A 25,264-nucleotide genomic window follows, 5' to 3' on the forward strand; every position below is an offset into this window, starting at 1 on the left:
AGCGACTATCTCTTCTTCACTGCTTTTGCGATATTCACAATCACTTTCACCGCTTTTTCCATGGTTTCCAGAACTACGTATTCATAAGGTCCGTGGAAATTAATTCCCCCCGCGAAAATGTTCGGACACGGTAATCCCATGTAAGAAAGTTGGGCACCGTCGGTTCCACCGCGGATTGCTTTGATTTTAGGTTCAATGTTCGCATCCTTCATCGCCTGCTCCGCAATATCCACGATATGCATTTTTCCTTCGAATTGCTGCTTCATGTTTCGGTACTGCTCCTTGATTTCGATTTCGGCGGTGCCTTCACCAAACTTTTTGTTGAATTCGGCAACTTTTTCGGTGATGAACTGCTTTCTCGCCTCAAATTTCTCGGCATCGTGATCACGGATGATGTATTGGATTTTCGCCTCAGAAACATCAGACTTCAAGTCGGTCAAGTGATAGAATCCCTCGAAACCTTTCGTGGTTGAAGGCGTTTCGTTTTCAGGAAGCATCTTGATAAATTCTGCCGCAAGTAACGACGCATTAACCATTTTCCCGAAAGCATAACCTGGGTGAACACTCAATCCATGGATTTTTACCACCGCTCCGGCTGCGTTGAAATTTTCATATTCCAGTTCGCCCAGTTCGCCGCCATCCATTGTATAGGCCCATTCTGCACCAAATTTTTTCACGTCAAATTTATGGGCGCCTCTTCCGATTTCTTCGTCAGGAGTGAAGCCGATCGCTATTTTCCCGTGTTTAATGTCTGGATGAGCGAGCAGATATTCCGCTGCGGTTACAATTTCTGCAACTCCCGCTTTGTCGTCGGCTCCAAGAAGTGTGGTTCCGTCGGTAGTAATCAGTGTTTTGCCAACATACTCTTTCAAGCTCTCGAATTTGTTAGGAGAAAGGGTAAATCCGGTTTCCTTGTTTAGCAGCAAATCACCGCCGTCGTAATCGTCCCAAATCTGTGGGTTTACGTTTTCACCGCTGAAATCCGGCGAAGTGTCGTAATGTGCGATAAAGCCAACCACCGGTTCATCATCATTTTCTAAGGTTGAAGGAACATAGGCGTAAATATATCCATTTTCATCAAGGGAAACATCGCTTAAACCCAGCGTTTTCAGCTCTTCAAAAATATATTTTGCGATATCCCACTGTCTTTCTGTGGAAGGTGTGCTTTCGCTTTCCGGATCGCTTGTCGAGTATATTTTGGCGTAGTTGATAAATCGGTTCTGTAATTTTAGTTTCCATTCGAGGTTAAAATCTATCGTCGTCATAAACAGTATTATTTTTAACAAAGTTAAGGTTTTTCGGTGGATGCATAAAGTAGATTTCTTTCTAAAAACGTCGGTTTTTGCGTGGAAGGAACTGGTGTAAGAAAACTAATTTTCAACTTTCCCCAATTTTATTATCTTTGAGAAAACCTTAATACATCAAAATGTTCCTTACCGAATGTCCGAGAGATGCAATGCAGGGATGGGGTGAATTTATCCCGACCCAAAAGAAAATTGAGTACATTAATTCTTTAATGGAAGTCGGTTTCGATGTGCTTGATTGCGGGAGTTTCGTTTCTCCGAAAGCGATTCCCCAAATGGCGGATTCGGGAACGGTGGTTGATGAGATCGATAAAGGCATTTCTAACACGAAGCTTTCCGTGATCGTTGCCAATTTTCGGGGAGCCGAAAAAGCACTTGCTCATCAGCAGATTGATATTTTGGGTTTTCCGTTTTCAATCTCAGAAACTTTCCAGCACAGGAATACCAACAAAAGCCGAGAAGAGGCGTTTGACGAAATTGTTAAGATAGTGGAACTCCTGAAAAGCGATGGCCGCACTTTAAATATTTATTTTTCAATGGCGTTCGGAAATCCTTATGGCGAAATGTGGAAATGGGAGGATGTGGATTTCTGGGCAAACCGCTTTAATGAAATCGGGATTAAAAATATTTTGCTCTCAGACACGACCGGAACCGGAACTACGGAGCAGATCGAATTGCTGTTCGAGAAAATTCCACCGAAATATCCGGAAATTGATTTTGGGGCGCATTTCCATAACCGATACGAAGATTCCTACCCAAAACTCAAAGCAGCATACGACAAAGGTTGCCGACGTTTCGACTCCGCAATTAAGGGAATCGGCGGTTGTCCGATGGCGAAAGATGATTTGGTGGGAAATATGCCGACAGAACAGGTCATCAACTTTATGGCGAAAGAAAATGTGGAACATTCGTTGAACCTGCTTAACTTCGAAAGTGCCTACAATAAGGCAAAAGATATTTTTCATTTTTAATATCATGAGAAATTCATCCGTTATCACCGCGCAGGATTTAAAGGAACTTTTTAGTCGGGAGAATCTCGTTATTCTTGACGCAAGAACCGGAAAAGATGCGTATCAAAGTTATCTTGAAAAACATATCAAATCCGCACGGTTTGTTGATTTAGATAAAGATTTAGCCCATATCGGAACTAATGCCGCGTTCGACGGAAGACATCCATTACCTTCACCTAAAGATTTCGTTGAAGTGTTGTCGGAGCTCGGAGTTCATGAAAATTCTAAGGTCATCGTTTATGATTTGGCAAACGGTGCCAATGCTGCAGCTCGTTGCTGGTGGATGCTGAAAGCTGCTGGAATCGACGCGAGTGTACTGAGTGGCGGTTTGCAACACGCAGAAAAAGCGGGTGTAGAAATGAGCAGCGGAACGGAAACTTTTCCGAAAGCTGAACGAATCTCTTTGGAAAACTGGAAGTTACCGACGATCACGATTGATGAAGTGGAAGCAGGATTAAGAAACAAAACTGCAGCTGTAATCGATGTTCGCGATGCATACCGGTATAAAGGTGAATCTGAACCGATTGATTTGATTGCGGGACATATTCCCGGCGCAGAAAATATTCCCTTTTCGGAAAATCTTGATGATGAAGGACTTTTTCTGAGTCCTGAAATTCTTCATAAGAAGTATTCCGATTTCCTTAGCGGAAAAACTGCTGATTTGGCGATTCACTGCGGTTCGGGAGTTACAGCGTGCCACACGATTCTTGCGATGGATTATGCGGGATTGGAAATTCCGAAACTGTATGTCGGTTCATGGAGCGAGTGGAGCAGAAGAGGAAAGGAAATAGCGAAAGGTCTGACCTAAATTTCCCTTTAATAATCGTAATTTTTGGCAGAAATACATCACAAAAGATAAACAGAACCCTATTTAATATTAGAGACTTTGCGAAAAAAAGATTGGGTTGTTAATTTTTGATTAAAATCATTTAAGGTTTGCATATTAATCTGTTAAAGTTTTCTATCTTTATCATTAAAATAAACTTCAAGCTATGACTTCAAAAATCACTTATGTTGGAGATTTCAAAATTATCTCTGAACATGAAAAATCCGGAGCAGAAATCGTTACCTGTGCGCCGCTGCGCGAAGGAGGGACTTCGGAATATTTTTCGCCTTCTGATATTTTCGGAATTTCTTACGGCCAGTCGATGCTGATGGCGGTGGCTGTTTTAGGAAAACCGAGAGGAATCGACATTACAGGAGCAACCTGCGAGCTGAAAAAATCGACTTATCCGGAACCGAAGAGAATTGGAACAATCTTCTGTATTGTAAGATTCCCGAAAAATTATACCCCAGAGGAAAAGAAATTTATCGAGGACACTGCACTTAACTGTCCTGTCGCTTTGTCGATCCACCCAAATGTACAGACTACGGTGCTTTTTGAGTACGGTCATTAATATATTTCCGACAAAGAACATTAAACCCCAATTCATGGCAGAAACCAGTTGAATTGGGGTATTTTTATATGGTTCATTCAGTTTATCTGAAGATTCGGCTCACAATATTCCCGATTTCCACAAAGTCTGCAGCGTTGCCGATGTCTCGGGTGTGTTTTCGGTATTCGTTTTCCGCTTCGCGATATGGGAAAACCAGGAGATAATTGGTGTTTCTGAAATATTGGTTCATCTGATCCGGAACATTCTGCATTTCAGGTAAATACGAAACCATTTCTCTGGTCGCCATAAACAGGATCAGTGCGTCGTTTTCCTTCATTTTTTCGAAAATCTTCTTAATTTCCGACCATTGATTGAAGATGATTACCGATGCCTCGATATTCACCTTATGCTTGATGTCTTCAACGAGTTTCAGCGTTTCCTCGCTACCATAGAATTCGATTTTGGAACCGGAGTTTCTGCCGATATTCCAAACTTTTAATAACGAATGGAAGAATCCCGGCTCCAGATGAGCATCCGGAGGAAACACCACGACATATTTCTGAATGGTCGAAACCGGTTGTGCCGAATGGTAAACCAAAACATTGGAAACCGAATTTTGCAGATAGCCGCTGTAAAGATTGTACACAAAACTCGGCGAGAAACCCTTTTGCGGATCTACACCGATGAGCAAATCGGTAATGGAGTGTACCTTGATCTCGTTGTTGATGCCGTTTACAACATCTGCATCGTATCTCGTCAAAGGAACAATTTTCACATCTGCAGCTGCACCGACCGATTGCGATGCATGAAGGATTTTCTCGGCATTCTTTCGGGAGGATTCGTTTTTTTCTTCATTAATGATATTCAGCGCGTACAGATTTTCCTTATTGTTTTTCGATTTTAGCAGTAATGCGAGATTCGTCATCGGCTCTACCGTCGGCAAATAATTTACAGCGAGCATAATGCTTTCGTCGTCGGGATTTGTTTTACTGATGGTGTCTTCGTTTTCTGAGCGAACCAGTTTATTGGCATTTCGCTGGGTGACAAAAGAAGATACGGTACACGAAACCAGAATCAGCAGAATACTTCCGTTCAGCACACTGTCATCGAGCAAACGGATCGGTTCGCCCGCATCAGTTTCACCGATGATAATATTGTAACCCACCATCACGATTGCAAGTGTTGCTGCTGCGTGTGCCGCGCTCAATCCAAAAATTACGCCGCCCTGTTCTTTGGTCAACCGGAAAGATTTCTGTGTAAAAACTGCAGCAAGATATTTTGCCAGAATTCCGATGACGGTCATCAGAATCGCAACTTCAATCGTTTTTATGTCTTTAAGAAAAACACTGAAATCGATAATCATTCCAACACTGATCAGGAAGAAGGGGATGAAGATGGCATTTCCCACAAACTCAACGCGGTTCATCAAAGCAGAAGTGTGCGGAATCAATCGGTTCAGCGCCAAACCTGCGAAGAATGCACCGATAATCGCTTCGACTCCAGCAAGTTCAGCGAGGAGCGCCGCAAGATAAATCATGACCAATACAAAAATATATTGGGAGATATTGTCGCTTACCTTCTTGAAAAACCATCGTCCGATAATTGGGAAGCCAAACAAAACCACGATCGAGAAGATCACCATCGAAACAGAAATCTTCGTCCAGAAAGCGGCATTCACCTCACCCTGAGTTACACCGACGCAGATTGCCAAAACCAAAAGTGCGAGAATATCGGTAATCATCGTTCCGCCCACCGCAATATTCACCGGAAGCGACTTTGCAATTCCCAGTTTGCTTACGATCGGGTACGAAATCAGCGTGTGCGACGAAAATATACTCGCAAAAACAACGGAGGTAAGCCACGGAAAATTAAAGAAATAGTGAGAGGTCAGAATTCCCATAACAAACGGAACCGAAAAAGTGTACAACCCAAAAGTGATGCTTTTCCACTTGTTTTTCTTGAATTCCGCCAAATCAATCTCTAGTCCCGCCAAAAACATGATGTAGAGCAATCCCGTAGTTCCCGTCACCACGATGCTGCTGTCTCTTGCCAAAACATTAAATCCGTTTGGACCGATCACCGCACCTGCAATAATCAGCCCGAGAAGATGCGGCACTTTGATTTTGTTGAGCAGAATCGGCGCAAACAAAATAATGATCAAAACCACCAGAAACTTCAGTACAGGATCTTCCAGCGGTAAAGTGAGGTTGTGGATGCTTAGAATCGTCAACATAAACTAGTTTTTAGATTTGTCTAAGTCAACGGAAAATCTCGAAATACAATTGTTTTCGCCGGTAACTTCGCGCGTTCCCTTGATTTTACTGTCCTGAATATCTTTCAGCAGTACATTGATTTCAGTTTTCTTTGCCGCGCTCGAATCACTTTTATAGTTGAGGCGGATTTCAGAACCATTGTACGTTCCCTGATAAACCCTGATCTGTCCCGTTCTGTTGATTACTTTCGCCGAAATATTTTGTCCATCCTGTATGAATTCCCACGTATCATTCCTCACATCGCCGATCATATTTTCGGGGCAGTTGGAGTCTGTGCAGATTATTTTCCCGTTCCATTTCCCAATCACATTTTGAGGAAGAGCAATGGTTTCAACCGAATCTTTTTTCGTGTACAAGCTGTCGCGCATTTTGATAAGCGATTGATAGTCTGCTTCCTTTAATGCAAAAGCTTTTTCTTTTTCTAAAAGTTTGCTTTCTCGAAGGTCGAGTTCTTCAGTTTTTTTGCTGAAATCACAGGAATTAAGAAGAAAACTCGTCAATAAAAGTATCGGGAAAAGGTATTTCATAAGAGGTTTGTTTTTCGGGATTGCCTAAAAATAACAAAAAAAGCCAAGACTGAAAAATCCTGACTTTATTTTTTTGTTAAGAAAAACTTGTAATTCTATTATTTTAGCTTTGCGATGACATCAATTCCGCCTTTGGTTTTGTCACCAATTTTACAGGTGATTTCAGTATTGAGTGGTAAAAAGACATCCATTCTCGAACCGAATTTGATGAATCCGAACTCGTGTCCAGCTTTTGCCTGATCCCCCTCATTACAGTAAAAAACAATCCTCCGTGCAACATATCCCGCAATCTGGCGGAACACCACTTTATGATCGTTGTATGCCTGAACAGCAACTGTCGTTCTTTCATTTTCAGTGGATGACTTTTCGTGCCACGCTACCAAATATTTTCCGGGATGGTATTTTTTATAAACCACTTTTCCGGTTACCGGATATCTACAGATATGAACATTAAGCGGCGACATAAAAATCGACACCTGGATCGCTTTTTCTTTTAGAAATTCATCTTCCTCCACCTCTTTAATCATCACCACTTTTCCGTCAACGGGAGCGATTACGTTTTCTTTATGGTCCAGAATATTTCTTTTAGGAACACGGAAGAACCAGAAAACCAACCCGTAAATAACGAGAAGCGGAACGATGATCAGCAACGACCACATCTCCAGAAAATAAATGGCCGCAAATGCGATCACTGCAAACAAAATGGTCGCGACTACGATGGTTCCTGTAGATTCCTTATGTAGTTTCATGAGTTTCTTAAAAAAGTTTTTCTAAAATAAAGTACAAATATACGACAGGAACACAAATGATAAAACTGTCTAAACGGTCCAAAATCCCACCGTGTCCGGGAATGATATTTCCCGAGTCTTTCACCGCAAAAGTTCTTTTCAGCTGACTTTCAACCAAATCACCGAGCGGCGCAAAAACTGAAACGAGGAATCCCACAACAATCCAATTTCCGCGGAGGTCTGGATGGAATTTTTCAATAAAAAATCCAAGGACGAAAGTCAGCAAAACACCTCCTGCAAAACCTTCCCAAGTCTTTTTGGGGGAAATCTTTGGAGCCATCTTGTGCTTTCCGAAAAATTTTCCGGTGAGATAAGCGAAGGTATCACTGCTCCAAATCAGGATGAACAGAAAGAAAACCTCGAGCGTAAACGTGTTATCGTGAGTGGAAAATGAAGGAAGTCCTAAAGCAAAACCAAATGGAATTGCCGTATAAATCACCGTAAAAATCAGTTTTCCATTATCATAATAAAGTTCCTTGGAAAATCTGAATAAAGTTACAACCGCGATCACGATGAGCGATAGCGCGAGAATTTCAGATAAATCAAAGTTATAGTAAAAACCGTGCTTGAAATATCTTTTGGAAAACCGGTAGAAAATCAGAACAATGATCGGGAAAACCACCCACTTCTCCCAGCTTTTGGAATCGAACTTCATCATCTTCACGCATTCCCACGCTCCGACAAACAGAAAAAGCGTAATCAGCCCGTAATACAGATCTTGCTGTGGAACGAGATTCGGCGAAATTTTATCTAAAAGAAATGAACCGAGCGGTGTGGTGCAGAAAACGACGATAAAGGCATAAAGAAGACCTCCGATTGTTCGCTGAACTAAGTTTCTGTCCAAAATAGTAGGTTTAGGTTAGGTTGAAAATCAGTCTTCGAGCAGCAGCAGGAATAGTTTGGTATTGTCTTTATTCGGCGTGTCGAGTTTGGAATTGCTTCCGCTGATGGAGGTTAAATTCCTAATGTTACCATTGCGCTTAATCTTCGCCATCGCATCGTTGAGGTTGGTCACGATTTGGGAAACATTTGCCATAATGATAATTTTTTCCGGCAAACGTGAGGAGTGGTAATGCAAAATATTGTTGTGCGAAAGCATGATTCTGCCGTCGTAGGCGATGAGGTATTCGCAGGTGATGAACGCACAGTCGTTGAAAAGTTCGAGTTCAGCGGTGTAAGGAACTTTTACCACATCTAAGAAATTCTTCAGATCGTGATCCCAACAGAATACCGACTTCACCCCCTCAATTTTCAGGATGTGATTCAGTGTTTGAAGCGCTTCTGCCTCATCTGCACAATAATTAAAAAAACCTCCGGAATGCGTAAAAAGCTGCGCAAACTTATAATCGAGATCAGCATTTTTCAGTTGGTCTCCAAGTCTTGTCAAATCCTGATTTTCCTCTTCTTCAGGTTGATTTAATATTTTTCCGACAATTTTCTTAAATAAACTCAATTCCTGTGGTTTATGCGAATGTTAATACAAAAATAGAAAATATTTGTTTACGCCATTCATTTAGAACTCGAATAAATTATTGAAATAAATCTAAATTTGATTACCCCATCCCTAAAAGCCTGCCTATCGGCAGACAGGGAGCAAATTTAGGTTTGTTTTGCAGGAAATTTTCGCCCTTTAGGGTTGGGGTAAAGAAAATTTCCGATATCGTGTTCTAAAAAAATCCTGACTGTTTACGATAAACGCAAACAGCCAGGAAAATATTTTACTTAAAGTTGGGTGTTGGATTCCGGTGCCTGTACTGCTTCCGGAGCGGGTTCTTCCGCAGGTTTTTCTGTTTCTTCAGAATGTGTTGAAGAAACCGGATGCTCCGTCAATTCAGGATCCCACGCTCTTTTCCCGAAAACCTCCTCCAAATCTTCTCTGAAAATCACCTCTTTTTCTAGAAGTTTGTTCGCAAGTGCATCCAGTTTATCCTTGTTGTCACGAAGAATTTGGAGCGCTCTCTGATATTGGGTTTCAATGATTTTCGAAATTTCTTCGTCGATCATTTTTGCGGTTTGGTCAGAATAAGGTTTTCCGAAGCTGTACTCGGATTGTCCCGAACTGTCGTAATAGGAGATGTTTCCAAGTTTTTCGTTCAGTCCGTAAATGGTCACCATCGCCTGTGCTTGTTTAGTAACTCGTTCAAGGTCCGAAAGTGCACCTGTAGAAATATTTCCGAAAATGGTTTGTTCAGCTGCTCTTCCTCCCAAAGTTGCACAGAGTTCGTCGTTCATCTGTTCGGTGGTGGTAAGTTGTCTTTCTTCCGGCAAATACCAAGCTGCTCCTAAAGATCGACCTCTCGGAACGATGGTCACTTTCAACAGCGGAGCGGCGTGCTCAACCAGCCACGAAATCGTTGCGTGTCCTGCTTCGTGATAGGCAACTCTTCTTTTTTCTGATGGCTTAATGGCTTTATTTTTCTTTTCAAGTCCGCCGATAATTCGGTCAACTGCATCAAGGAAATCCTGCTTGGTTACGGCTTCGTGCCCATTTCTTGCAGCGATCAAAGCGGCTTCGTTACATACGTTTGCAATATCTGCTCCTGAAAATCCAGGGGTTTGTTTCGCAAGGAATTCCCGGTCGATATTCGGGTCGAGTTTGATCTTCGCCAAATGAACGTCGAAAATTTGCTGTCTTTCGTGAAGTTCAGGCAGATCAACATAAATCGATCGGTCGAATCTTCCTGCTCGCATCAAAGCTTTGTCGAGAATATCTGCACGGTTGGTCGCGGCCATCACGATCACATTCGTATCGGTTCCGAAACCGTCCATTTCTGTAAGTAATTGGTTTAGCGTATTCTCTCTTTCGTCATTTCCTCCCGTAAAATTTCCTCTACCTCTTGCTCTACCAATCGCATCAATCTCGTCGATAAAGATAATTGCGGGAGATTTTGCTTTTGCCTGTGCAAAAAGGTCACGAACTCTGGAAGCTCCAACTCCGACAAACATTTCCACGAAATCGGAACCTGAAAGCGAGAAGAAAGGAACTTTTGCCTCACCTGCAACCGCTTTTGCCAAAAGGGTTTTCCCCGTTCCTGGAGGACCTACCAAAAGAACACCTTTCGGAATTTTACCGCCGAGTTTGGTATATTTTTCTGAGTTTTTCAAAAAGTCAACTACTTCCTGCACTTCTTCTTTTGCGCCCTCCAAACCTGCAACATCTTTGAAGGTCACCTGGATTTTTTCCTTTTCGTCAAAAAGTTTTGCACGGGATTTCCCGATCGAGAAAATCTGTCCACCAGGACCACCTCCTCCTCCCATCATTCGTCGGAAGATGACGAAGTAGAACAGCGCCATAATCGCAATCCAAAACAGTGCTGTGAAAAGTAGTTCCGTCATTGGGTTTTTGCCCATTCCGTAATCTTTCTTGGTGGCGAGAGCCGGATTTTCCGCTTTAATTTTGTCAAATTTTTCCAGGAAAAGCTGTAGATCGCCGTAGCTTAAAACATAGTCTGGTTTCGGACCAAGGTTGAAGTCGAATGCCGACATCGGGTTTCTATCTTTCTGTACGGTGGTAACCGCTTCCTGCGCTTTCGCTTCTTTGGTCAGGAACACATCTGCTTTTTCGATGTCTTTATAAATGAGTACATCTTTGACTTTTCCCTCCTGCATCAGTTTGTAGAAACCTTCCTCGTCGATCGTGTTCTGCGTGCTTTCGCCACCCATATTCGAAAAGAAAAAGAGCAGAATCGCCGCGATCGCGATGGGGAAAAACCAGTTAAATCCTTTATTGTTGTTCATATCATTTTTATAAAAATTTTGACGAAATGCGGTTCCGTCAAATGGGGTAGTTTGTTAATTTTCGATTTTGGTGATTTGTGCGTCGCCCCAAAGTTCCTCGATTTCGTAATATTCGCGAATCGAGCGCTGGAAAACGTGCACCACTACGGAAACATAATCCATTAGAATCCACATTGCGTTTTCGGTTCCTTCCACATGCCAAGGTCGGTCGTGAAGCTCGTTTCTTACTTTTTTTTCGACGTTTCCCGCGATTGCTGAAACTTGGGTATTGGAGTTTCCGCTGCAGATGATAAAGGTTTCCGCTACGGAATTTTCTATTTTTGAAAGATCGAATATCATGATGTCTTCACCTTTGGTATCCTGGATCGCATCAACGATTTTATCGATAAGTAATTGCTTTTCTGTAGTTTTATTCATTCAAAATTTTGTATAATCTGCAAATTTATTGTTTTTTTATTTATTTTATCCTCAAATTTACGGTTTCAAAATCATAAAGTTTCATAAATGACGCCCGTTTTCTACCTCAAAGAATGTTCTTCTACCAACGATGAAATTGATGCGTATTTACTTTATGAAAAAGCAGAAATTCTCGCGGTCTATACTTTTAACCAAACCAAGGGAAAAGGTCAGTACGGAAACTCCTGGATTTCGCCGAAAAACATGAATCTTGCGTATTCTCTCGCCATTCCCGCCGAAAAAATCAAGGTGCGCGAAAATTTATTCAATTTCCGTACCGCCACCGTTTTGAGGGATTACCTTGCCAATCTGACAAAAGTTTCTGTTGAAATCAAGTGGCCGAATGATTTGATCGTCGGGAATAAAAAGATCTCTGGAATCCTGATCGAAAAGAAAAATATTGACGGGAAACCTTATTTCATTATCGGAATCGGCGTGAACGTTTTGCAGCAGGATTTCGAAAACCTCCCTAAAGCGGGTTCACTATTGACGCAAACGGGAGTTCACTTTGATCTCGTGGAATTCGCCGACCAACTTCATCAATATTTAGTGGATCATTTGACGAAGGAAAAAACTGATACGGAAATTTTGGAACAGGTCAACGATCATCTTTTTAGAAAGAATGTGGTTTCGGTTTTTGAAGTGGAGGGAATCAGACAAAATGGCATAATCCGAGATGTGGACGAAGACGGTTTTCTTTGGGTGGAACTCGAAAACGGTGGACTGCAGAAGTTTTTCCACAAAGAAATTGAGATGCTTTACTGATTGGCTCTTTTGAAATAAAGGTAAACCGCGATCGGTCCGAAAACGATGTTTGGTAACCACATTGCGAGGAGCGGCGTCAAAGTATTGTTGGAAGAAACTACTTTCAGCGCCTCAAATGAAAATACGAAAACGAACGCCAAAGCAATTCCCAGCGCAAGGTTCAAACCGAGTCCGCCCCGTTTTTTCTGCGACGAAAGCGAGAGTCCCAAAACGGTGAGAATGATGACTGAAACCGGCATCGAAGTCCTTTGATACAATTCATTTAGGTAAGTGTTCAGGTTTGCGTTTCCTTTGTCTTTTTCGCGTTCGATGAATTTCACGAGTTCCGGCGTGGTTTTATTCTGACCGAGAAGCACGTCGGGGAAAAGTTCTTCCGGAGGATGGCCGAAACTTTTCTTCATTTCGTTGCCGTTTCCTAATTTTTCGGTATCGTCTTTATTGATGGTTTTTTCCAGATAGTTGGTCAGTACGAAATGACTTTTCTCTTTATCCCAAAAGAAATCGCTCGCGTTGAGCTGGTAAATCAACCGATGGTTTTTATCAAATTTCTGGTAGAAAAACCCTGATCCGCGCTTTTCTTTTTTGTTGTAATATTTGATGAAGATGTATTCCGTTTTGGAAAGTTGTGTTGCAACTTCGGCGGTTCCAGTGAGTTCGTCGCGACTCACCGCATTGTACGTATAAGGTTCGAGCGCGTTCTTTTTCACATTTGCCAAAGGCAAAACAAAGTGGTTCAAAAGAAGCGCGACAATCGCAATAAATCCCGAAGTCAATAAATAAGGCCGCGCAAAACGATGAAAACTTGCTCCAGAACTGATAATCGCCACAATCTCGGTGTTGTTTGCAATTCTGGAAGTGAAGAAAATCACCGAAATAAAAACCAAAATCGACATAAAAGTGATGATGAGGTTCAGAATCCAGTACGGATAGAAATCGACCAGGAACTCGTTGACTGTGAATCCGTTGGCTTCAATTCTCGGCGCTTTCGCCTGAACGTCGATCACCAAAACAATAATCGTCAGCAAACCCAGCATGAACCCGAAAGTTCCTAGGTATTTTTTGATGATATATCGGTCGATGATGGTGAACATAAATTATGGGTGATGAGTGATAAGTGATGAGTGATGAGCGATTGGTGATAAGTGATTAACACATCAAACCGTCTTTTCTCTTTTCTCTTTTGTCTTTTTCCTTTTGTCTTTTTCCTTTTTACAATCTTTGTTTCAAAACAGCTACCACCGAATTTTTCCATTCGTAGAAATCGCCTGCTATAATGTGTTCTCTCGCAACTTTTACCAAATCAAGGTAAAACGCAAGGTTATGGATTGATGCAATCTGTTTTGCCAAATATTCCTTAGAAACAAAGAGGTGACGCACATAAGCTTTCGAATATTCCGAATCCACATAACTCGTACCGAACTCGTCAAGCGGGGAAAAATCGTTTTTCCACTTTTCGTTCTTCATATTCATCACGCCGTTCCAGGTGAAGAGCATTGCGTTTCTCGCATTTCTTGTCGGCATCACGCAATCCATCATGTCGATTCCCAAACCAATGGATTCCAAAATATTCCACGGAGTTCCGACTCCCATCAAATAGCGTGGTTTTTCTTTTGGCAAAACATCCGTCACTTCATCGGTGATTCGGTACATTTCTTCTTCTGGTTCGCCTACAGAAAGTCCGCCAATTGCGTTTCCTTCTGCGTTTTGCTCGGAAATAAATTCAGCTGAAATTTTCCGTAAATCTGAATAGGTAGAACCCTGAACGATTGGGAAAAGTCGCTGTTTGTGTCCGTAGATTTCGGGGTTTTCATTGCACCAATCGATGCATCTTTGCAACCAACGGTGCGTCATTTCCATCGAGGTTTTGGCAAGATTGTATTCGCAGGGATACGGAGTACATTCGTCGAACGCCATAAAAATATCTCCGCCGATTTGTCTTTGGATCTCCATCGATTTTTCGGGAGAGATGAAGTGGAAACTTCCGTCGATATGTGATTTGAATTTCACGCCTTCTTCGCTCATCTTTCTGCTTGCTGAAAGCGAAAAAACCTGATAACCACCTGAATCGGTGAGGATTGGCAAATCCCAGTTCATGAACTTATGGAGTCCACCTGCTTCCTGCATGATGTCCATTTTCGGACGAAGGTAAAGGTGATAGGTGTTCCCAAGAATAATCTGTGCTTTGATGTCCTCTTTCAATTCCCGTTGGTGAACTGTTTTTACAGAGGCCACAGTTCCGACCGGCATAAAAATCGGCGTCTGGATTTCGCCGTGATCGGTGGTGATGGTTCCCGCTCTTGCTTTTCCAGCGGTAGTTTGGTTGATTTCGAAAAATGGCTTCGTCATAAATTATCTTGCGAAAGCTGGTCTGCCTTCGGTTTCCTTTAATTTTTTCTCGATATATTTTTTTGCGGCGGGATCTTTTTCCAGAACAATTTCCTGTGCATTGTTTAGGATTTTTTCCAGATCGCCGGTCGCAAGGTAATACTTGTAGCTTTCCACAAAATCGGTGGCTTTGATGTTTTTCTGTTTTAAGGTAATTCTTGTTGCGTCTTCAATATTCGCTGTAGAAATTACTGTGGTGACCTGGTCGTTCATGGCAAATTCTGCGATCAGTTCCGACATCGTGTTTTTGGGAACCAGGTTTTTCGGTTCGTCGATCAGTTGGGAGCAGCTCACCATTAACAATGAAAAAAGAATCAGCGCAAGTTTCCTCATAACTTTCCGATGAGCGATTTCCATTTTAGATTGAGTACTCCGAAAACTGCTTCGTGAATAATTCCACCGTTCATTTTGCTTTCGCCCAGTTCTCTGTTCGTAAAGATAATCGGAACCTCCACAATTTTGAATCCTTTCTTGAAGGCGCGGAATTTCATTTCAATCTGGAATCCGTACCCTTTTAATTTTACTTCATCTAAACCGATTTCTTCCAAAACTTTTCTCGAGAAGCAAACGAATCCTGCAGTCGTGTCGTGGATCGGCATTCCCAAAACAGTTCTCACATAAATCGATGCGCCGTAGGAAAGCAAAACTCTTCCCATCGGCCAATTTACAACGTTGACCCCTTTAGAATATCTTGAACCGATGCTCATGTCAGCATTTTTACACGCCTCATAAAGTTTGATAAGGTCACTTGGATTGTGCGAAAAATCGGCATCCATTTCGAAAATGTAATCGTAGCCGTTTTCAAGAGCCCATTTGAAACCGTGGATATAAGCTTTTCCCAAACCGTCCTTCACTTTTCTCACGGTCAGGAAAAGTTCGCTGGGAAACTGTTGCTGCATTCTCTGAACGATTTCGCCTGTTCCGTCCGGTGAAGAATCGTCGACCACCAATACGTGGAAACCCTCGTGCAAACCGAAAACCGCGGAAATAATATTTTCAATATTTTCCTTTTCGTTATAGGTGGGAATAATGACGAGTTTCTTCATCGCTCAATTTAATTTGCAAAGATAAACTTTTATCGTTTTAATTTTTTTCGGAGGTAATTGTTTTCAACAACTTTAATTCCAAATTTTATGCTTCGAGACAGAAAAGGAATTCGGGCATTATTACTACTTTTGCAAAAAATTAGAAATTGGTACGTATTGCAGAGCAAAATGACTGGGTGGTTTTTATTCTGGTCGGCTGTATTTTCCTTTACATCTTCATGCTTCTGTCGTTGCAGCGCGAATCTTCCGTGAAGGAATTCCTGATGCAGAAATTTCCCGAGGCGACCAATAATTTCCTGAGTTGGCTGATTATCAGTTTTGTTTTTTGCACGGTGTTTTCGACCGTTGTTTCGCAATACATTCCGATTGTTCCCAAAAAAGTGAGCGACCTACAGCTTTTTGGTTTCGAGCTGAACAAGTTTGGCTTCACCATGGTTACAGTTTGTGCGTTTTATTTTTTAAAAAATATCTTGACCTATCTGTTTTTTGCCGGAACTGGCTTCATCAAAAAATGGGAGGTTTTCAGCTTCACGGTCTCCAAGTTTTATTTTGTAATTTCTATTGTGCTGATGCTTTTCTGTGTGGTGAATTATTTCTACGGCATCGAAAAAATCAAGCTGGCGGATTATTTTTTCGGCGCTGTGGTGCAGATGTTCGTGTTTAAGCAGTTTTATTATTTCTTCCACAAAAACAACATTTTACCCGGGAAATGGTATTATAAAATTTTGTATATTTGCACCCTCCAAATTATACCGGTTTTGGTATTGTGGAAGGTATTGTTTTTTTAATAAGAATTGATGATGAGAATTAAATCTATACTGGTTTCGCAACCCGCGCCAAACGAATCTTCACCTTATCTGGAGATGGCCAAAAAAGAAAAGATCAAAATCGATTTTAAACCTTTTATCCACGTTGAAGGTGTAGATGCAAAGGAGCTTAGAACCCAGAAAATTGATCTCTCGCAGTTTACCGGTGTGATTTTCACAAGCAAAAACGCGGTGGACCACTATTTCCGACTTGCGGAGGAAATGCGTTTTGCGGTTCCGGATTCGATGAGGTACCTGTGTCAGTCGGAAGCGATTGCGAACTACCTGCAGAAGCACATTATTTACAGAAAAAGAAAAATTGCTTTTGGCGAGAAAACTTTTGCTGATCTGATGCCGCTTTTCAAAAAGTTCCCAAATGAGAAATACCTGCTTCCGGCGTCGGATATTTTAAGTCCGGATATCGTGAAAGTTTTGGAGGCGTCACCAATCGAATGGACGAGAGCGACCATGTACAGAACCGTTTGCAGCGATTTGAGCGATACGAAAGTGAAGGATTACGACATGCTGGTTTTCTTCAGCCCGCAAGGAATCCGTTCTTTGGGTCAGAATTTTGTGGATTTCAAACAGGATGATACCAAAATTGCGGTTTTCGGGGCAACTACGGAACAGGCGGCGAAAGATGCCGGCTTAAGAGTTGACGTGATGGCTCCAAGCAAGGAAACACCGAGTATGACGATGGCGATTGAAAAGTACATCCGAAACATGAACAAATAGTTTACTGAAAAAAATATTCTGAAAACCGTTTTTCGCAAAAGGAAAACGGTTTTTTGTTTTAATTAAATGTTAACTTTACGCACTTTTAATTTTAAAGCAACTCCGAACACCGCAATGAATCCGCCAAAAGCAAAGAAAATACCCAAACTCCTCGAAATTCACGGGGACACAAGAACCGACAACTACTTTTGGCTCAACGAAAGAGAAAATCCCGAAGTCATCAAATATCTGGAAGAAGAAAATGCGTACTGCGACTTCGTGATGCAGGATACAGAAGATTTCCAGCAGCAGCTTTTCGACGAGATGAAGGCGAGGTATAAGGAAGATGATCAGTCGCTGCCGTATTTTTTTAACAAATACTGGTACCTCGTGAGGTTTGAAAAAGGGAAGGAATACCCGATTTTCAGCAGAAAGTTTGAATCACTGGAAAATGAGGAAGAAATCCTGGTCGATGTCAATATTTTGGCGGAAGGACAAAAGTTCTTCGAAGTAGGAAGCGTGGCGGTTTCGCCGAATAACAAACTGATGAGCTTCTCCACCGACAATTTCGGGAGACGAATCTACACCATCCAATTCAAAAACATGGAAACGGGTGAAATTCTTCAGGACCAGATCGCCAATACGACGGGGAAAGCAGTTTGGGCAAATGATAACGAACATATTTTCTACATCAGAAAAGATAAAAATCTTAGAGCATTTCAGGTTTTTATGCATCAGTTGGGGACGGATTCTTCGCAGGATGTTTTGGTTTACCACGAGGAGGACGATACTTTTGACGTAAACGTTTTCAAGTCGAAATCGCTGGAATATATTTTCATTTCAAGTTCGAGCACGGTTTCCGATGAGCAGCGTTTTATCCCTTCAGACAATGTTTTGGCAGAATGGAAGATCGTTCAGCCACGAACAAAAGATCTGGAATATTCTGTGGAACATTTTGAGGATGAGTTCTTTATCATTACCAATGCCGATAAAGCCACCAACTTCAAGATTGTAAAAACCAAAGTTGCAAATCCCGGAATGGAGAACTGGATTGATGTCATTCCGCACCGAAAAGATGTGCTTGTGGAAGGTTTCGAGATTTTCAAGAATTACCTTGTTCTGGAGGAAAGAAAAGAAGGTCTTCTTCAAATAAAAATCATTGACAATCAAACGGATACCTATCATTATCTGCCGTTTTCGGATCCGACTTATACCGCATACATCGGGTTAAACCTTGAATTTGACACCGATAAACTTCGTTACGGTTACACTTCATTGACCAAGCCAAATTCCACGATGGAATATGATATGAAGGAAAAGACAACCGTCATCCTGAAACAGCAGGAAGTTTCGGGCGGTAAGTTTTTCGTGGAAAATTATATTTCCGAAAGGATTTGGGCGCCTTCACGAGACGGAAAAACGTTGGTCCCGATTTCATTGGTGTATCACAAAAACACAGCGAAATCAGCGGAAACACCACTTCTTCTTTACGGGTACGGAAGTTACGGACACACCGTGGATGCGAGCTTTTCTAATGTTCGGCTTTCAATTCTCGACCGCGGTTTCATCTATGCGATCGCGCATATCCGAGGTGGAGAATATTTGGGTAGGGAATGGTACGAAAACGGGAAAATGCTTCACAAGAAAAATACCTTTTTCGATTTCATCGACGCGGCGAAATTTTTGGTAAAAGAAAACTATACTTCCGCAAAACATCTTTATGCGATGGGCGGTTCTGCGGGTGGATTGCTGATGGGCGCGGTGATCAATTATGAACCTGAGCTTTTCAATGGGATTGTTGCACAGGTTCCGTTTGTGGATGTGGTGACGACGATGCTTGATGAAGAAATTCCATTGACGACGGGCGAATTCGACGAGTGGGGAAATCCGAAGAAGCAGAAGTACTACGATTATATGAAATCGTATTCTCCCTACGATAATGTGGAAGCGAAGAATTATCCCAATATTTTGATTACTACTGGCTTACACGATTCACAAGTGCAGTATTGGGAACCCGCAAAATGGACGGCTAAACTTCGAGAACTGAAAACTGATTCCAACCTGCTGCTTTTCAAGACCGATATGAGTTCGGGTCACGGCGGAGCTTCGGGTAGATTTGAATCGCTGAAGGAGGATGCGTTGGAATATGCGTTTTTGTTGAAAGTGGAAAATAGAAATAATTAAAAACTGCCATGAATTCACGAATTATTGGATTGATAAAATATTTGTGCATTCGTGGCAATCAATGATAATGACAGAAAACGAACTATGGTCTAAAGTCGAGGAATTTTTTGTTGAAAACTTCGACACCGAAAAACATCCGCAAATTGACACCATCCTGTTCCTGATCGGCGTACAGGAATTAGGTAGCGGAAAACAGAAATATACGAAAGACGATAAGTTAAACATCCTGCACATCGCAGTTTGCAGATTGCTCGAACCTTTCGGGTACTACAAATTTTCGCATTATGACGATGATGGTTATCCGCATTTTGAGGTCGTGGAAGAACTTCCCGAACTGAAACCCAACGAACAGCAGATCCTGATGAAGAAAGCGATTATCCAATATTTTATCGACGAGGAGCTGTTTTAGCGTAAAACCTCTTCCAGCTGGTTCAGCTGCATTTTTAATCCGTCTTCGAAACCCATTTCCAAAATCTGTTTCAAATCTTCAATGGAGTTGAAATAAAGATTCAGCGTGAGCTTCGTTCCCTGCTCGATTCCCGTAAAACCAATCAGCCAGTTCACGGTCGGAACATTGGGTTGCACGTTGCCGTTTTCATCAGTCGCGAAATCTGCCATCGAAATACTGCGGTGGTGATTGATTTCGTGGTAATTCACTCCGGAGAAAAATTTTTCGTTTTCGGGACTTTTCATCACGAAGTTCCAGATTCCCCCATCTCTAAAATCGAATTTTTTTGTTTCGCATTTCCATGGTTTTGGAGCCCACCAAAGATCGAGAAGTTCGGCATTGGTAAAATGCTTCCAGACAGAATCTACATCGCTGTCGAAAATCTTCATTACATAACAGGATAGTTGCTGCTCATCGGTGGTGAAAGTAATCGGTGAATTCATTTTGACGGTATTTTCCCTCAAATTTAACGATAATTTTTTCAGAATCAGCCATTAACAAAGATTTTATTGTTCGTAATAAATTGTTAAATAAATCGTTTTTAAGAATAATTTAATAAAATATTTTGGCATTAATTATGTTTATATTCTTAAAATGCCTAATTTTAACAATTAAAACTTAAAATGACGGTTAACAACAAGTTTATCCCATTTATATCGGTATTGATGACCATTTCGATGATCGTCTTCGTAACCTTGCAGCTGTACTGGATCAAGGAACTGTATTCTGCGCTGAACCAGGACTTTTCGAACAGGGTGTATTCCGCGATGGAGTCGTCTACCCTGAAAATTTCACAATTGGAGGTCGATAAATATCTTAATCAAGATCACAAGAATTTTGGGAAAACGATTGTAAACAATAGCAATCAGCCAACTCAAACTTACATTCAGCAAAATACCGATTCTGCCAATAAAACGACTATTACTTTCCAAAAAAGTATTGTCGAAAACCAAAACATCCCGATTTCCAGAAAAGGTGACAGCTTGAAATTGACCAAATTGTACACCGACGAAGGAATCCTGAAAATCAAGAAAGAAAACAGCGCAGAACCTTTGACTGCGCAGCTTAGCAAAGATATTTCTAACAACACCTACGCTTTGCGTGAATTTGCAAAACTCAGCGCGTCGAGTCTCCCGATTGAAAAAAGGGTGGATGGAAATACGATCGATTCGGTGGTTTCGCAGGAGTTGCGGCTTAATGGACTTGATACCAAATTCGGTTTCGCGGTGATGAACAATAAGAACGAGATCACCAAAGTTTCTAACGCAACCTTCAACGAGCAGAAAGAAAAAAGCAACTACACTTATCCGCTATTTACGGACAGCAAAGACAGAACGCTTTATACTTTGGCGCTGGTTTTCCCGAGAAAAGACTATTCGCTCGCGAAAAACAATTTGCCGATGCTTTTGGGAACCTTTATGTCGCTGCTCACGATTTTGGGAATCTACATTATTTCCATCAACTATATGATGCGGCAGAAAAAAATCGCGGAGATCAAGACCGACTTTATCAACAATATGTCGCACGAATTCAAGACGCCGCTCGCAACGATCTCGGTCGCAACGGATTCCCTGAACAACGACAAAATCGCAACCAACCCCGAAAAGGTAAAATACTACTCGCAACTCATCAAACAGGAAAACCTGCGGATGAAGAAGCAGGTGGAGAACGTACTGAACATGTCGAAACTGGAACGAAACGAGGTGAAACTGTTCCTGAAAGAAACCGACGTGCGCTCGCTAATCAAGGAAATCACCGAATCTTTCGGACTGATTGTGGCGCAGAGAAACGGGACTTTAACCCAGGAATTTAATACCCAGAAATATAATTTCAAAATCGACGAGTTCCACATCTCGAATGCGTTAGTGAATCTTTTAGACAATGCCAACAAATATTCTCCCGACAAACCCGAGATCAAAGTGAGCACACGAAACGAAGGAAATTGGTACGTGATCGAAATCGCCGATAAGGGAATGGGAATGGATACTCAGAACAAAAGCAAAATCTTCGAAAAGTTTTTCCGCGAGGAAACCGGAAACATCCACAATGTAAAAGGACAGGGACTCGGTTTGTCTTACGTAAAGAAAATCATCGAGCTCCATAAAGGTCAAATCATCGTGGACTCGGCAAAAGGAAAAGGAAGTACGTTTACAATTAAACTACCGATGACGTAAATAATATGAAACCCGAAACATCAAACTTTATACATCAAACTTTAAACAAAAACAAAAAGATATGAGCAACAGAATCCTATTAGTAGAAGATGACCAAAGTTTTGGCGCGGTACTGAAAGATTACCTCACCATCAACAACTTTGAGGTAACCCTCGCTACAGACGGCGAACAGGGTTTGAAAGAATTCACCGAAAACGAATTCGACATTTGTATTTTCGATGTGATGATGCCGAAAAAAGACGGCTTTACTCTTGCCGAAGACGTCAAGAGAATTGATAAGAATACCCCAATCATTTTCCTCACTGCAAGAAATATGCGTGAAGATATCCTGAAAGGTTACCAGATCGGAGCGGATGACTATATCACAAAACCTTTCGATACGGAGCTTTTGCTTTACAAAATCAAGGCAATCCTCCAGAGAAGCGCTGTGATGGAAGACGAGGAGCAGGAGCAGTTCAAGATCAGCAATATCTTTTTCGACTCGATGCTTCGCCATCTGAAAGTAGGCGACAACGAGTACAAGCTTTCACCGAAAGAAAACGAGCTTTTAAAGTTGCTTTGCCTGCACAGAAACGATTTTATGCCGAGAGATTTGGCATTGAGAAAAATCTGGAAAAAGGAAAACTACTTCACCGCAAGAAGTATGGATGTGTACATCGCGAAACTCAGAAAATTACTGAAAGACGACGATGGACTGGAAATCATCAACGTGCACGGAGAAGGATTCCGCTTGCTGGTGAAGAATTAATTTCAGGACTGGTTACATACAGAAATTCCCCGCTTTTGGCGGGGAATTTTTCATCATCAAGTGTGTTATTTAACCAAATTAAATTATGAAACAAATTACTTGTTTTCCTTAAACCTTTTATCAGGACTTCCGTCTTTTTTCAGATGTTGGTTTGCTTTGTATCTTTTGTCGGGCGTTCCGTCTTTTTTCAGTACAACGCCTGGTTTTGCAACTGTTGCAGGTGCAGCTTTCGTTTCTTTTTTCACTTCAACTTTCGCTGCTTTTACGGGAGCTGCTTGTTTCGCTGCAGCTGGAGCTTGTTGTGCGCTTGCCAATCCAAGTCCGATTACGAGGGAAAGTGCTGTCAATAATTTTTTCATTTCTCTATGATTTTTAATTGGTTGTAAAAATTTCAGTACGTTTTTTAATGTAAAATCATTCAATCAACTCATAAAACAAAGGTTCAGAAATTCCTGAACCCTTTATCTAATGGAACAAGATTAAAAATATTTGATAATTTTCTATAATTTAACTCAAAAAGTTATCTTTATAAACAAATAGCAAAGAAAAAGAATAAATAAAATTAATTGGCATAGCTTTCAATTATTTTTTTTGAATTATTGATAGCAGTCAAAAAAATCATTATGTGCTTTTATATCTTTTTTTAAACTACCTTATATTATGTATTAATAATTTCTTGCAGAAATTAAATTGAAAATCACTATATAAAGTTGTTTTGGGAATATTTCCGACGAAGGATTATTGAGTTTTACTTAATTCAAATAAGTAGGAATTTATACCAATGCCAAACGTAAGTCTCTCATTTTCTGAGAAATATTCTTGCGAAATAATTGTCTTAACCGAAAATCCTACTTCTTTAAATCTTTCAACAATGTCAATTCCATAATATCTAACATGATCCCATTGTCCAAAGTATAGCTTTCTTAATTTTGGAGATGTAATTGAATAATCTTCAAATGTAAGTTGATCATGCAGAATTGGCACAGAAACGATTGCCTTTCCTTCATTTTTTAAGAGAGAAAATAGGTTTCGGATTGCCTTCTTATCATCAATAATGTGTTCTAAAACATGATTACATAAAATAAAGTCATATTCATTCTTTGGTAAATGATTATCCAACAAGTCAAAATTTCTTGTAAGATTCAAATAATCATATCCTGGTTCAAATTTGTCTACAGGATAATAATCAATGTGTACATGTTTTCTAAAATTTTGATAAAAACAATATTCTGGTGAAATATGCAAGAGTTTTATTTTTTTTGTACCTATGAGAAGATTTGTTTGATTTTTGATATAATGCCAAATAAACCGATGTCTTTCACGCGCTCCTAAATCAGGAGATATCGTTAAATTTTTATATTGAATAAATGTTCTATAATATTTTTCGTTAACTGGGCAATAAAAACTTTTTTTTACTCTTAATTTGAGAATGCTTTGGAAATAGTATAACAATTTCCATTTTATCTCTCTTAAAAAAATTCTAAATTTTGTTGGTGTATATTTTTTTGCAATTAAGGTAAAACTGTTCATTATCTTTTGATAATTTTCTTGATAATTATTTGATTACTATTAGATGGCTTTAAGTATAAGAAATATGCACCTGATCGAAGTTGCGAAACGTCTATCATTTGCTTGGTAGCTTTTATTTCAAAGTTTTGCACAACGATATTGTTTACGGAAATAATTGAAGCATGTGTGTTTATCAAATTTTCGTCTACCCTTATATTTAACTTGTCATCTATTAATGAGCCTATTTCTATAATTTCTTTTCCTAAACCATCTTCTGGACCATAATTTGAGTAGCAAACAGAAAGTCTTGGATGTAAATTAGTATTAACATTTGTGCTGGAAGCAAAAATAAGCCCTCTGTAGTAATTAGGGTTTTTCATTCGAAGTTGGAAACCATTTGCTGACAATAGCGGAGTCACATCAATGTTTGTATAATTTTGTGTGTTCGAAGTAGGCGCTGGTAGTTCAATTTCTCCAATACTAGTTACAGTCGGCTTCGTATTCCATGTGACAGTGTTGGCATCCCAAGGTGAAGTTATCTTACTGATGACAAAACCGTTATCCGTCCCATAATGTGTATCGAAGCTTTCATAAGGATCTGTTGGATTATAGAATAAGGATAATTTTGCAGAGGAAATTGGCCCCAAGTTTGGAACATTAAATTTAATTAGAACATATTTACTTGCGGGGTTATAGCCATCCGTCCAGCTATAAATAGTATTACTGACCGAATAATTAAAATTGTTATTTGGTCTTGAATCTAAAACTTGTGTATCCTCTGTTGAAGCGGACCCTGAGATTACCACAGAGGTTAAACAAATCGGAGCTCGTGAAATTTGTGCGTTGAAGAAATTTGTAAACATAACTACAAATAAGAAAAGAATTGTTTTTTTCATGACAATACGATTTTAAGTTGAATCCAAAGATAGTCTTTTTTTGGAACATATTTCAGTTACCAAAAAAAGATTAAAAAAATAATCGAGTTCAATAGTCAATCAGTTTTCTTAAATTTG

The 25,264-nt window shown here is 40.6% G+C and carries 26 protein-coding genes; 10 read left to right on the top strand and 16 right to left on the bottom strand.

Going from position 1 to position 25,264, the window contains the following annotated elements; translation table 11 throughout:
- Positions 1–5: 5 nt before the first annotated feature.
- A complete protein-coding gene (gene pepT / locus MTP09_RS01385; RefSeq protein ID WP_243549941.1) occupies positions 6–1,265 on the bottom strand; it encodes a peptidase T in 1,260 nt (419 codons plus the stop codon).
- Positions 1,266–1,426: 161 nt separating this feature from the next.
- Between pepT and MTP09_RS01390 the strand changes: the two genes are divergently transcribed.
- From MTP09_RS01390 to MTP09_RS01400, 3 genes are all read left to right on the top strand, one after another.
- On the top strand, positions 1,427–2,275 hold the full coding sequence (locus MTP09_RS01390; RefSeq protein WP_243549943.1) for a hydroxymethylglutaryl-CoA lyase: 849 nt from the start codon (positions 1,427–1,429) through the stop codon (positions 2,273–2,275).
- A gap of 4 nt (positions 2,276–2,279) precedes the next feature.
- Entirely contained in the window at positions 2,280–3,122 is an 843-nt protein-coding gene (locus MTP09_RS01395) for a sulfurtransferase (protein WP_243549945.1), read from the top strand.
- A 184-nt stretch (positions 3,123–3,306) separates the two neighbouring features.
- A complete protein-coding gene (locus MTP09_RS01400; protein ID WP_243549947.1) occupies positions 3,307–3,711 on the top strand; it encodes an OsmC family protein in 405 nt (134 codons plus the stop codon).
- An 82-nt stretch (positions 3,712–3,793) separates the two neighbouring features.
- Here MTP09_RS01400 and MTP09_RS01405 read toward each other — a convergent pair whose 3' ends face one another.
- The 7 genes from MTP09_RS01405 to rsfS form a co-directional block, all read right to left on the bottom strand.
- Positions 3,794–5,923 carry a cation:proton antiporter gene (locus MTP09_RS01405; protein WP_243549949.1) on the bottom strand — a complete coding sequence of 710 codons (2,130 nt, stop codon included), beginning with the start codon at positions 5,921–5,923 and terminating at the stop codon, positions 3,794–3,796.
- A gap of 3 nt (positions 5,924–5,926) precedes the next feature.
- A complete protein-coding gene (locus tag MTP09_RS01410) occupies positions 5,927–6,490 on the bottom strand; it encodes a hypothetical protein (RefSeq protein WP_243549950.1) in 564 nt (187 codons plus the stop codon).
- A 98-nt stretch (positions 6,491–6,588) separates the two neighbouring features.
- On the bottom strand, positions 6,589–7,239 hold the full coding sequence (locus MTP09_RS01415; protein ID WP_243549952.1) for a phosphatidylserine decarboxylase family protein: 651 nt from the start codon (positions 7,237–7,239) through the stop codon (positions 6,589–6,591).
- 7 nt (positions 7,240–7,246) lie between these two features.
- Entirely contained in the window at positions 7,247–8,122 is an 876-nt protein-coding gene (locus MTP09_RS01420; RefSeq protein WP_243549954.1) for a phosphatidate cytidylyltransferase, read from the bottom strand.
- A gap of 27 nt (positions 8,123–8,149) precedes the next feature.
- Positions 8,150–8,731 (bottom strand): LUD domain-containing protein, encoded by a 582-nt coding sequence (locus tag MTP09_RS01425; protein WP_243549956.1) that lies wholly within the window; start codon positions 8,729–8,731, stop codon positions 8,150–8,152.
- A gap of 269 nt (positions 8,732–9,000) precedes the next feature.
- On the bottom strand, positions 9,001–11,016 hold the full coding sequence (gene ftsH, locus MTP09_RS01430; protein WP_243549957.1) for an ATP-dependent zinc metalloprotease FtsH: 2,016 nt from the start codon (positions 11,014–11,016) through the stop codon (positions 9,001–9,003).
- 54 nt (positions 11,017–11,070) lie between these two features.
- The gene (rsfS, locus tag MTP09_RS01435; RefSeq protein ID WP_243549959.1) at positions 11,071–11,433 is read right to left on the bottom strand and encodes a ribosome silencing factor; all 363 of its coding nucleotides are present in this window, start codon (positions 11,431–11,433) and stop codon (positions 11,071–11,073) included.
- A gap of 87 nt (positions 11,434–11,520) precedes the next feature.
- On the opposite strand from rsfS, the gene MTP09_RS01440 reads away from it, so the two are divergent.
- Positions 11,521–12,237, top strand: a complete 717-nt coding sequence (locus tag MTP09_RS01440) for a biotin--[acetyl-CoA-carboxylase] ligase (RefSeq protein WP_243549961.1) — start codon at positions 11,521–11,523, stop codon at positions 12,235–12,237.
- On the opposite strand, the gene MTP09_RS01445 is transcribed toward MTP09_RS01440, so the two are convergent.
- From MTP09_RS01445 to MTP09_RS01460, 4 genes are all read right to left on the bottom strand, one after another.
- On the bottom strand, positions 12,231–13,328 hold the full coding sequence (locus MTP09_RS01445) for an LptF/LptG family permease (protein ID WP_243549963.1): 1,098 nt from the start codon (positions 13,326–13,328) through the stop codon (positions 12,231–12,233). The two genes, MTP09_RS01440 and MTP09_RS01445, sit on opposite strands and share 7 nt — an antisense overlap.
- A gap of 118 nt (positions 13,329–13,446) precedes the next feature.
- Positions 13,447–14,583 (bottom strand): tRNA guanosine(34) transglycosylase Tgt, encoded by a 1,137-nt coding sequence (tgt, locus tag MTP09_RS01450; protein WP_243549965.1) that lies wholly within the window; start codon positions 14,581–14,583, stop codon positions 13,447–13,449.
- 3 nt (positions 14,584–14,586) lie between these two features.
- Positions 14,587–14,955, bottom strand: coding sequence for a DUF4296 domain-containing protein (locus MTP09_RS01455; RefSeq protein WP_243549967.1), 369 nt, complete (start codon positions 14,953–14,955; stop codon positions 14,587–14,589).
- Complete coding sequence (locus MTP09_RS01460; protein WP_243549969.1) at positions 14,952–15,668, bottom strand: polyprenol monophosphomannose synthase; 717 nt, start codon at positions 15,666–15,668, stop codon at positions 14,952–14,954. The genes MTP09_RS01455 and MTP09_RS01460 overlap by 4 nt, the downstream gene beginning before the upstream one ends.
- A gap of 146 nt (positions 15,669–15,814) precedes the next feature.
- Here MTP09_RS01460 and MTP09_RS01465 point away from each other — a divergent pair, with 146 nt between their 5' ends.
- From MTP09_RS01465 to MTP09_RS01480, 4 genes are all read left to right on the top strand, one after another.
- On the top strand, positions 15,815–16,456 hold the full coding sequence (locus tag MTP09_RS01465) for a DUF4271 domain-containing protein (RefSeq protein ID WP_243549971.1): 642 nt from the start codon (positions 15,815–15,817) through the stop codon (positions 16,454–16,456).
- A gap of 12 nt (positions 16,457–16,468) precedes the next feature.
- Positions 16,469–17,209, top strand: a complete 741-nt coding sequence (locus MTP09_RS01470; RefSeq protein ID WP_243551694.1) for a uroporphyrinogen-III synthase — start codon at positions 16,469–16,471, stop codon at positions 17,207–17,209.
- 114 nt (positions 17,210–17,323) lie between these two features.
- Positions 17,324–19,372 (top strand): S9 family peptidase, encoded by a 2,049-nt coding sequence (locus tag MTP09_RS01475; protein ID WP_243549973.1) that lies wholly within the window; start codon positions 17,324–17,326, stop codon positions 19,370–19,372.
- A gap of 67 nt (positions 19,373–19,439) precedes the next feature.
- On the top strand, positions 19,440–19,781 hold the full coding sequence (locus MTP09_RS01480) for a hypothetical protein (protein WP_396022233.1): 342 nt from the start codon (positions 19,440–19,442) through the stop codon (positions 19,779–19,781).
- Here MTP09_RS01480 and MTP09_RS01485 read toward each other — a convergent pair.
- The gene (locus tag MTP09_RS01485; protein ID WP_243549978.1) at positions 19,778–20,263 is read right to left on the bottom strand and encodes an SRPBCC family protein; all 486 of its coding nucleotides are present in this window, start codon (positions 20,261–20,263) and stop codon (positions 19,778–19,780) included. The two genes, MTP09_RS01480 and MTP09_RS01485, sit on opposite strands and share 4 nt — an antisense overlap.
- 180 nt (positions 20,264–20,443) lie before the next feature.
- Here MTP09_RS01485 and MTP09_RS01490 point away from each other — a divergent pair, with 180 nt between their 5' ends.
- Positions 20,444–21,994 (top strand): sensor histidine kinase, encoded by a 1,551-nt coding sequence (locus tag MTP09_RS01490; protein ID WP_243549980.1) that lies wholly within the window; start codon positions 20,444–20,446, stop codon positions 21,992–21,994.
- A gap of 61 nt (positions 21,995–22,055) precedes the next feature.
- Positions 22,056–22,742, top strand: a complete 687-nt coding sequence (locus tag MTP09_RS01495) for a response regulator transcription factor (protein ID WP_243549982.1) — start codon at positions 22,056–22,058, stop codon at positions 22,740–22,742.
- Positions 22,743–22,837: 95 nt separating this feature from the next.
- On the opposite strand, the gene MTP09_RS01500 is transcribed toward MTP09_RS01495, so the two are convergent.
- From MTP09_RS01500 to MTP09_RS01510, 3 genes are all read right to left on the bottom strand, one after another.
- Positions 22,838–23,101, bottom strand: coding sequence for a hypothetical protein (locus MTP09_RS01500; RefSeq protein ID WP_243549984.1), 264 nt, complete (start codon positions 23,099–23,101; stop codon positions 22,838–22,840).
- Positions 23,102–23,480: 379 nt separating this feature from the next.
- Positions 23,481–24,272, bottom strand: coding sequence for a class I SAM-dependent methyltransferase (locus MTP09_RS01505; RefSeq protein ID WP_243549986.1), 792 nt, complete (start codon positions 24,270–24,272; stop codon positions 23,481–23,483).
- Positions 24,272–25,147, bottom strand: coding sequence for a DNRLRE domain-containing protein (locus MTP09_RS01510; protein ID WP_243549988.1), 876 nt, complete (start codon positions 25,145–25,147; stop codon positions 24,272–24,274). Before MTP09_RS01510 ends, MTP09_RS01505 begins: the two co-directional genes overlap by 1 nt.
- Positions 25,148–25,264 lie beyond the last annotated feature (117 nt).

It is taken from the genome of Chryseobacterium suipulveris, assembly GCF_022811685.1.
GTDB classification, from domain to species: Bacteria; Bacteroidota; Bacteroidia; order Flavobacteriales; family Weeksellaceae; genus Kaistella; species Kaistella suipulveris.

Coding starts and splice junctions, on each gene's coding strand:
- MTP09_RS01400 (WP_243549947.1), top strand. CDS start 3,307: ATGACTTCAAAAATCACTTATGTTGGAGATTTCAAAATTATCTCTGAA.
- MTP09_RS01445 (WP_243549963.1), bottom strand. CDS start 13,328: ATGTTCACCATCATCGACCGATATATCATCAAAAAATACCTAGGAACT.
- MTP09_RS01495 (WP_243549982.1), top strand. CDS start 22,056: ATGAGCAACAGAATCCTATTAGTAGAAGATGACCAAAGTTTTGGCGCG.
- MTP09_RS01485 (WP_243549978.1), bottom strand. CDS start 20,263: ATGAATTCACCGATTACTTTCACCACCGATGAGCAGCAACTATCCTGT.
- MTP09_RS01490 (WP_243549980.1), top strand. CDS start 20,444: ATGACGGTTAACAACAAGTTTATCCCATTTATATCGGTATTGATGACC.
- MTP09_RS01440 (WP_243549961.1), top strand. CDS start 11,521: ATGACGCCCGTTTTCTACCTCAAAGAATGTTCTTCTACCAACGATGAA.
- MTP09_RS01510 (WP_243549988.1), bottom strand. CDS start 25,147: ATGAAAAAAACAATTCTTTTCTTATTTGTAGTTATGTTTACAAATTTC.
- ftsH (WP_243549957.1), bottom strand. CDS start 11,016: ATGAACAACAATAAAGGATTTAACTGGTTTTTCCCCATCGCGATCGCG.
- MTP09_RS01410 (WP_243549950.1), bottom strand. CDS start 6,490: ATGAAATACCTTTTCCCGATACTTTTATTGACGAGTTTTCTTCTTAAT.
- tgt (WP_243549965.1), bottom strand. CDS start 14,583: ATGACGAAGCCATTTTTCGAAATCAACCAAACTACCGCTGGAAAAGCA.
- MTP09_RS01405 (WP_243549949.1), bottom strand. CDS start 5,923: ATGTTGACGATTCTAAGCATCCACAACCTCACTTTACCGCTGGAAGAT.
- MTP09_RS01470 (WP_243551694.1), top strand. CDS start 16,469: ATGAGAATTAAATCTATACTGGTTTCGCAACCCGCGCCAAACGAATCT.
- MTP09_RS01390 (WP_243549943.1), top strand. CDS start 1,427: ATGTTCCTTACCGAATGTCCGAGAGATGCAATGCAGGGATGGGGTGAA.
- MTP09_RS01505 (WP_243549986.1), bottom strand. CDS start 24,272: ATGAACAGTTTTACCTTAATTGCAAAAAAATATACACCAACAAAATTT.
- MTP09_RS01500 (WP_243549984.1), bottom strand. CDS start 23,101: ATGAAAAAATTATTGACAGCACTTTCCCTCGTAATCGGACTTGGATTG.
- MTP09_RS01460 (WP_243549969.1), bottom strand. CDS start 15,668: ATGAAGAAACTCGTCATTATTCCCACCTATAACGAAAAGGAAAATATT.
- MTP09_RS01480 (WP_396022233.1), top strand. CDS start 19,440: ATGACAGAAAACGAACTATGGTCTAAAGTCGAGGAATTTTTTGTTGAA.
- MTP09_RS01415 (WP_243549952.1), bottom strand. CDS start 7,239: ATGAAACTACATAAGGAATCTACAGGAACCATCGTAGTCGCGACCATT.
- MTP09_RS01455 (WP_243549967.1), bottom strand. CDS start 14,955: ATGAGGAAACTTGCGCTGATTCTTTTTTCATTGTTAATGGTGAGCTGC.
- MTP09_RS01395 (WP_243549945.1), top strand. CDS start 2,280: ATGAGAAATTCATCCGTTATCACCGCGCAGGATTTAAAGGAACTTTTT.
- MTP09_RS01475 (WP_243549973.1), top strand. CDS start 17,324: ATGAATCCGCCAAAAGCAAAGAAAATACCCAAACTCCTCGAAATTCAC.
- pepT (WP_243549941.1), bottom strand. CDS start 1,265: ATGACGACGATAGATTTTAACCTCGAATGGAAACTAAAATTACAGAAC.
- rsfS (WP_243549959.1), bottom strand. CDS start 11,433: ATGAATAAAACTACAGAAAAGCAATTACTTATCGATAAAATCGTTGAT.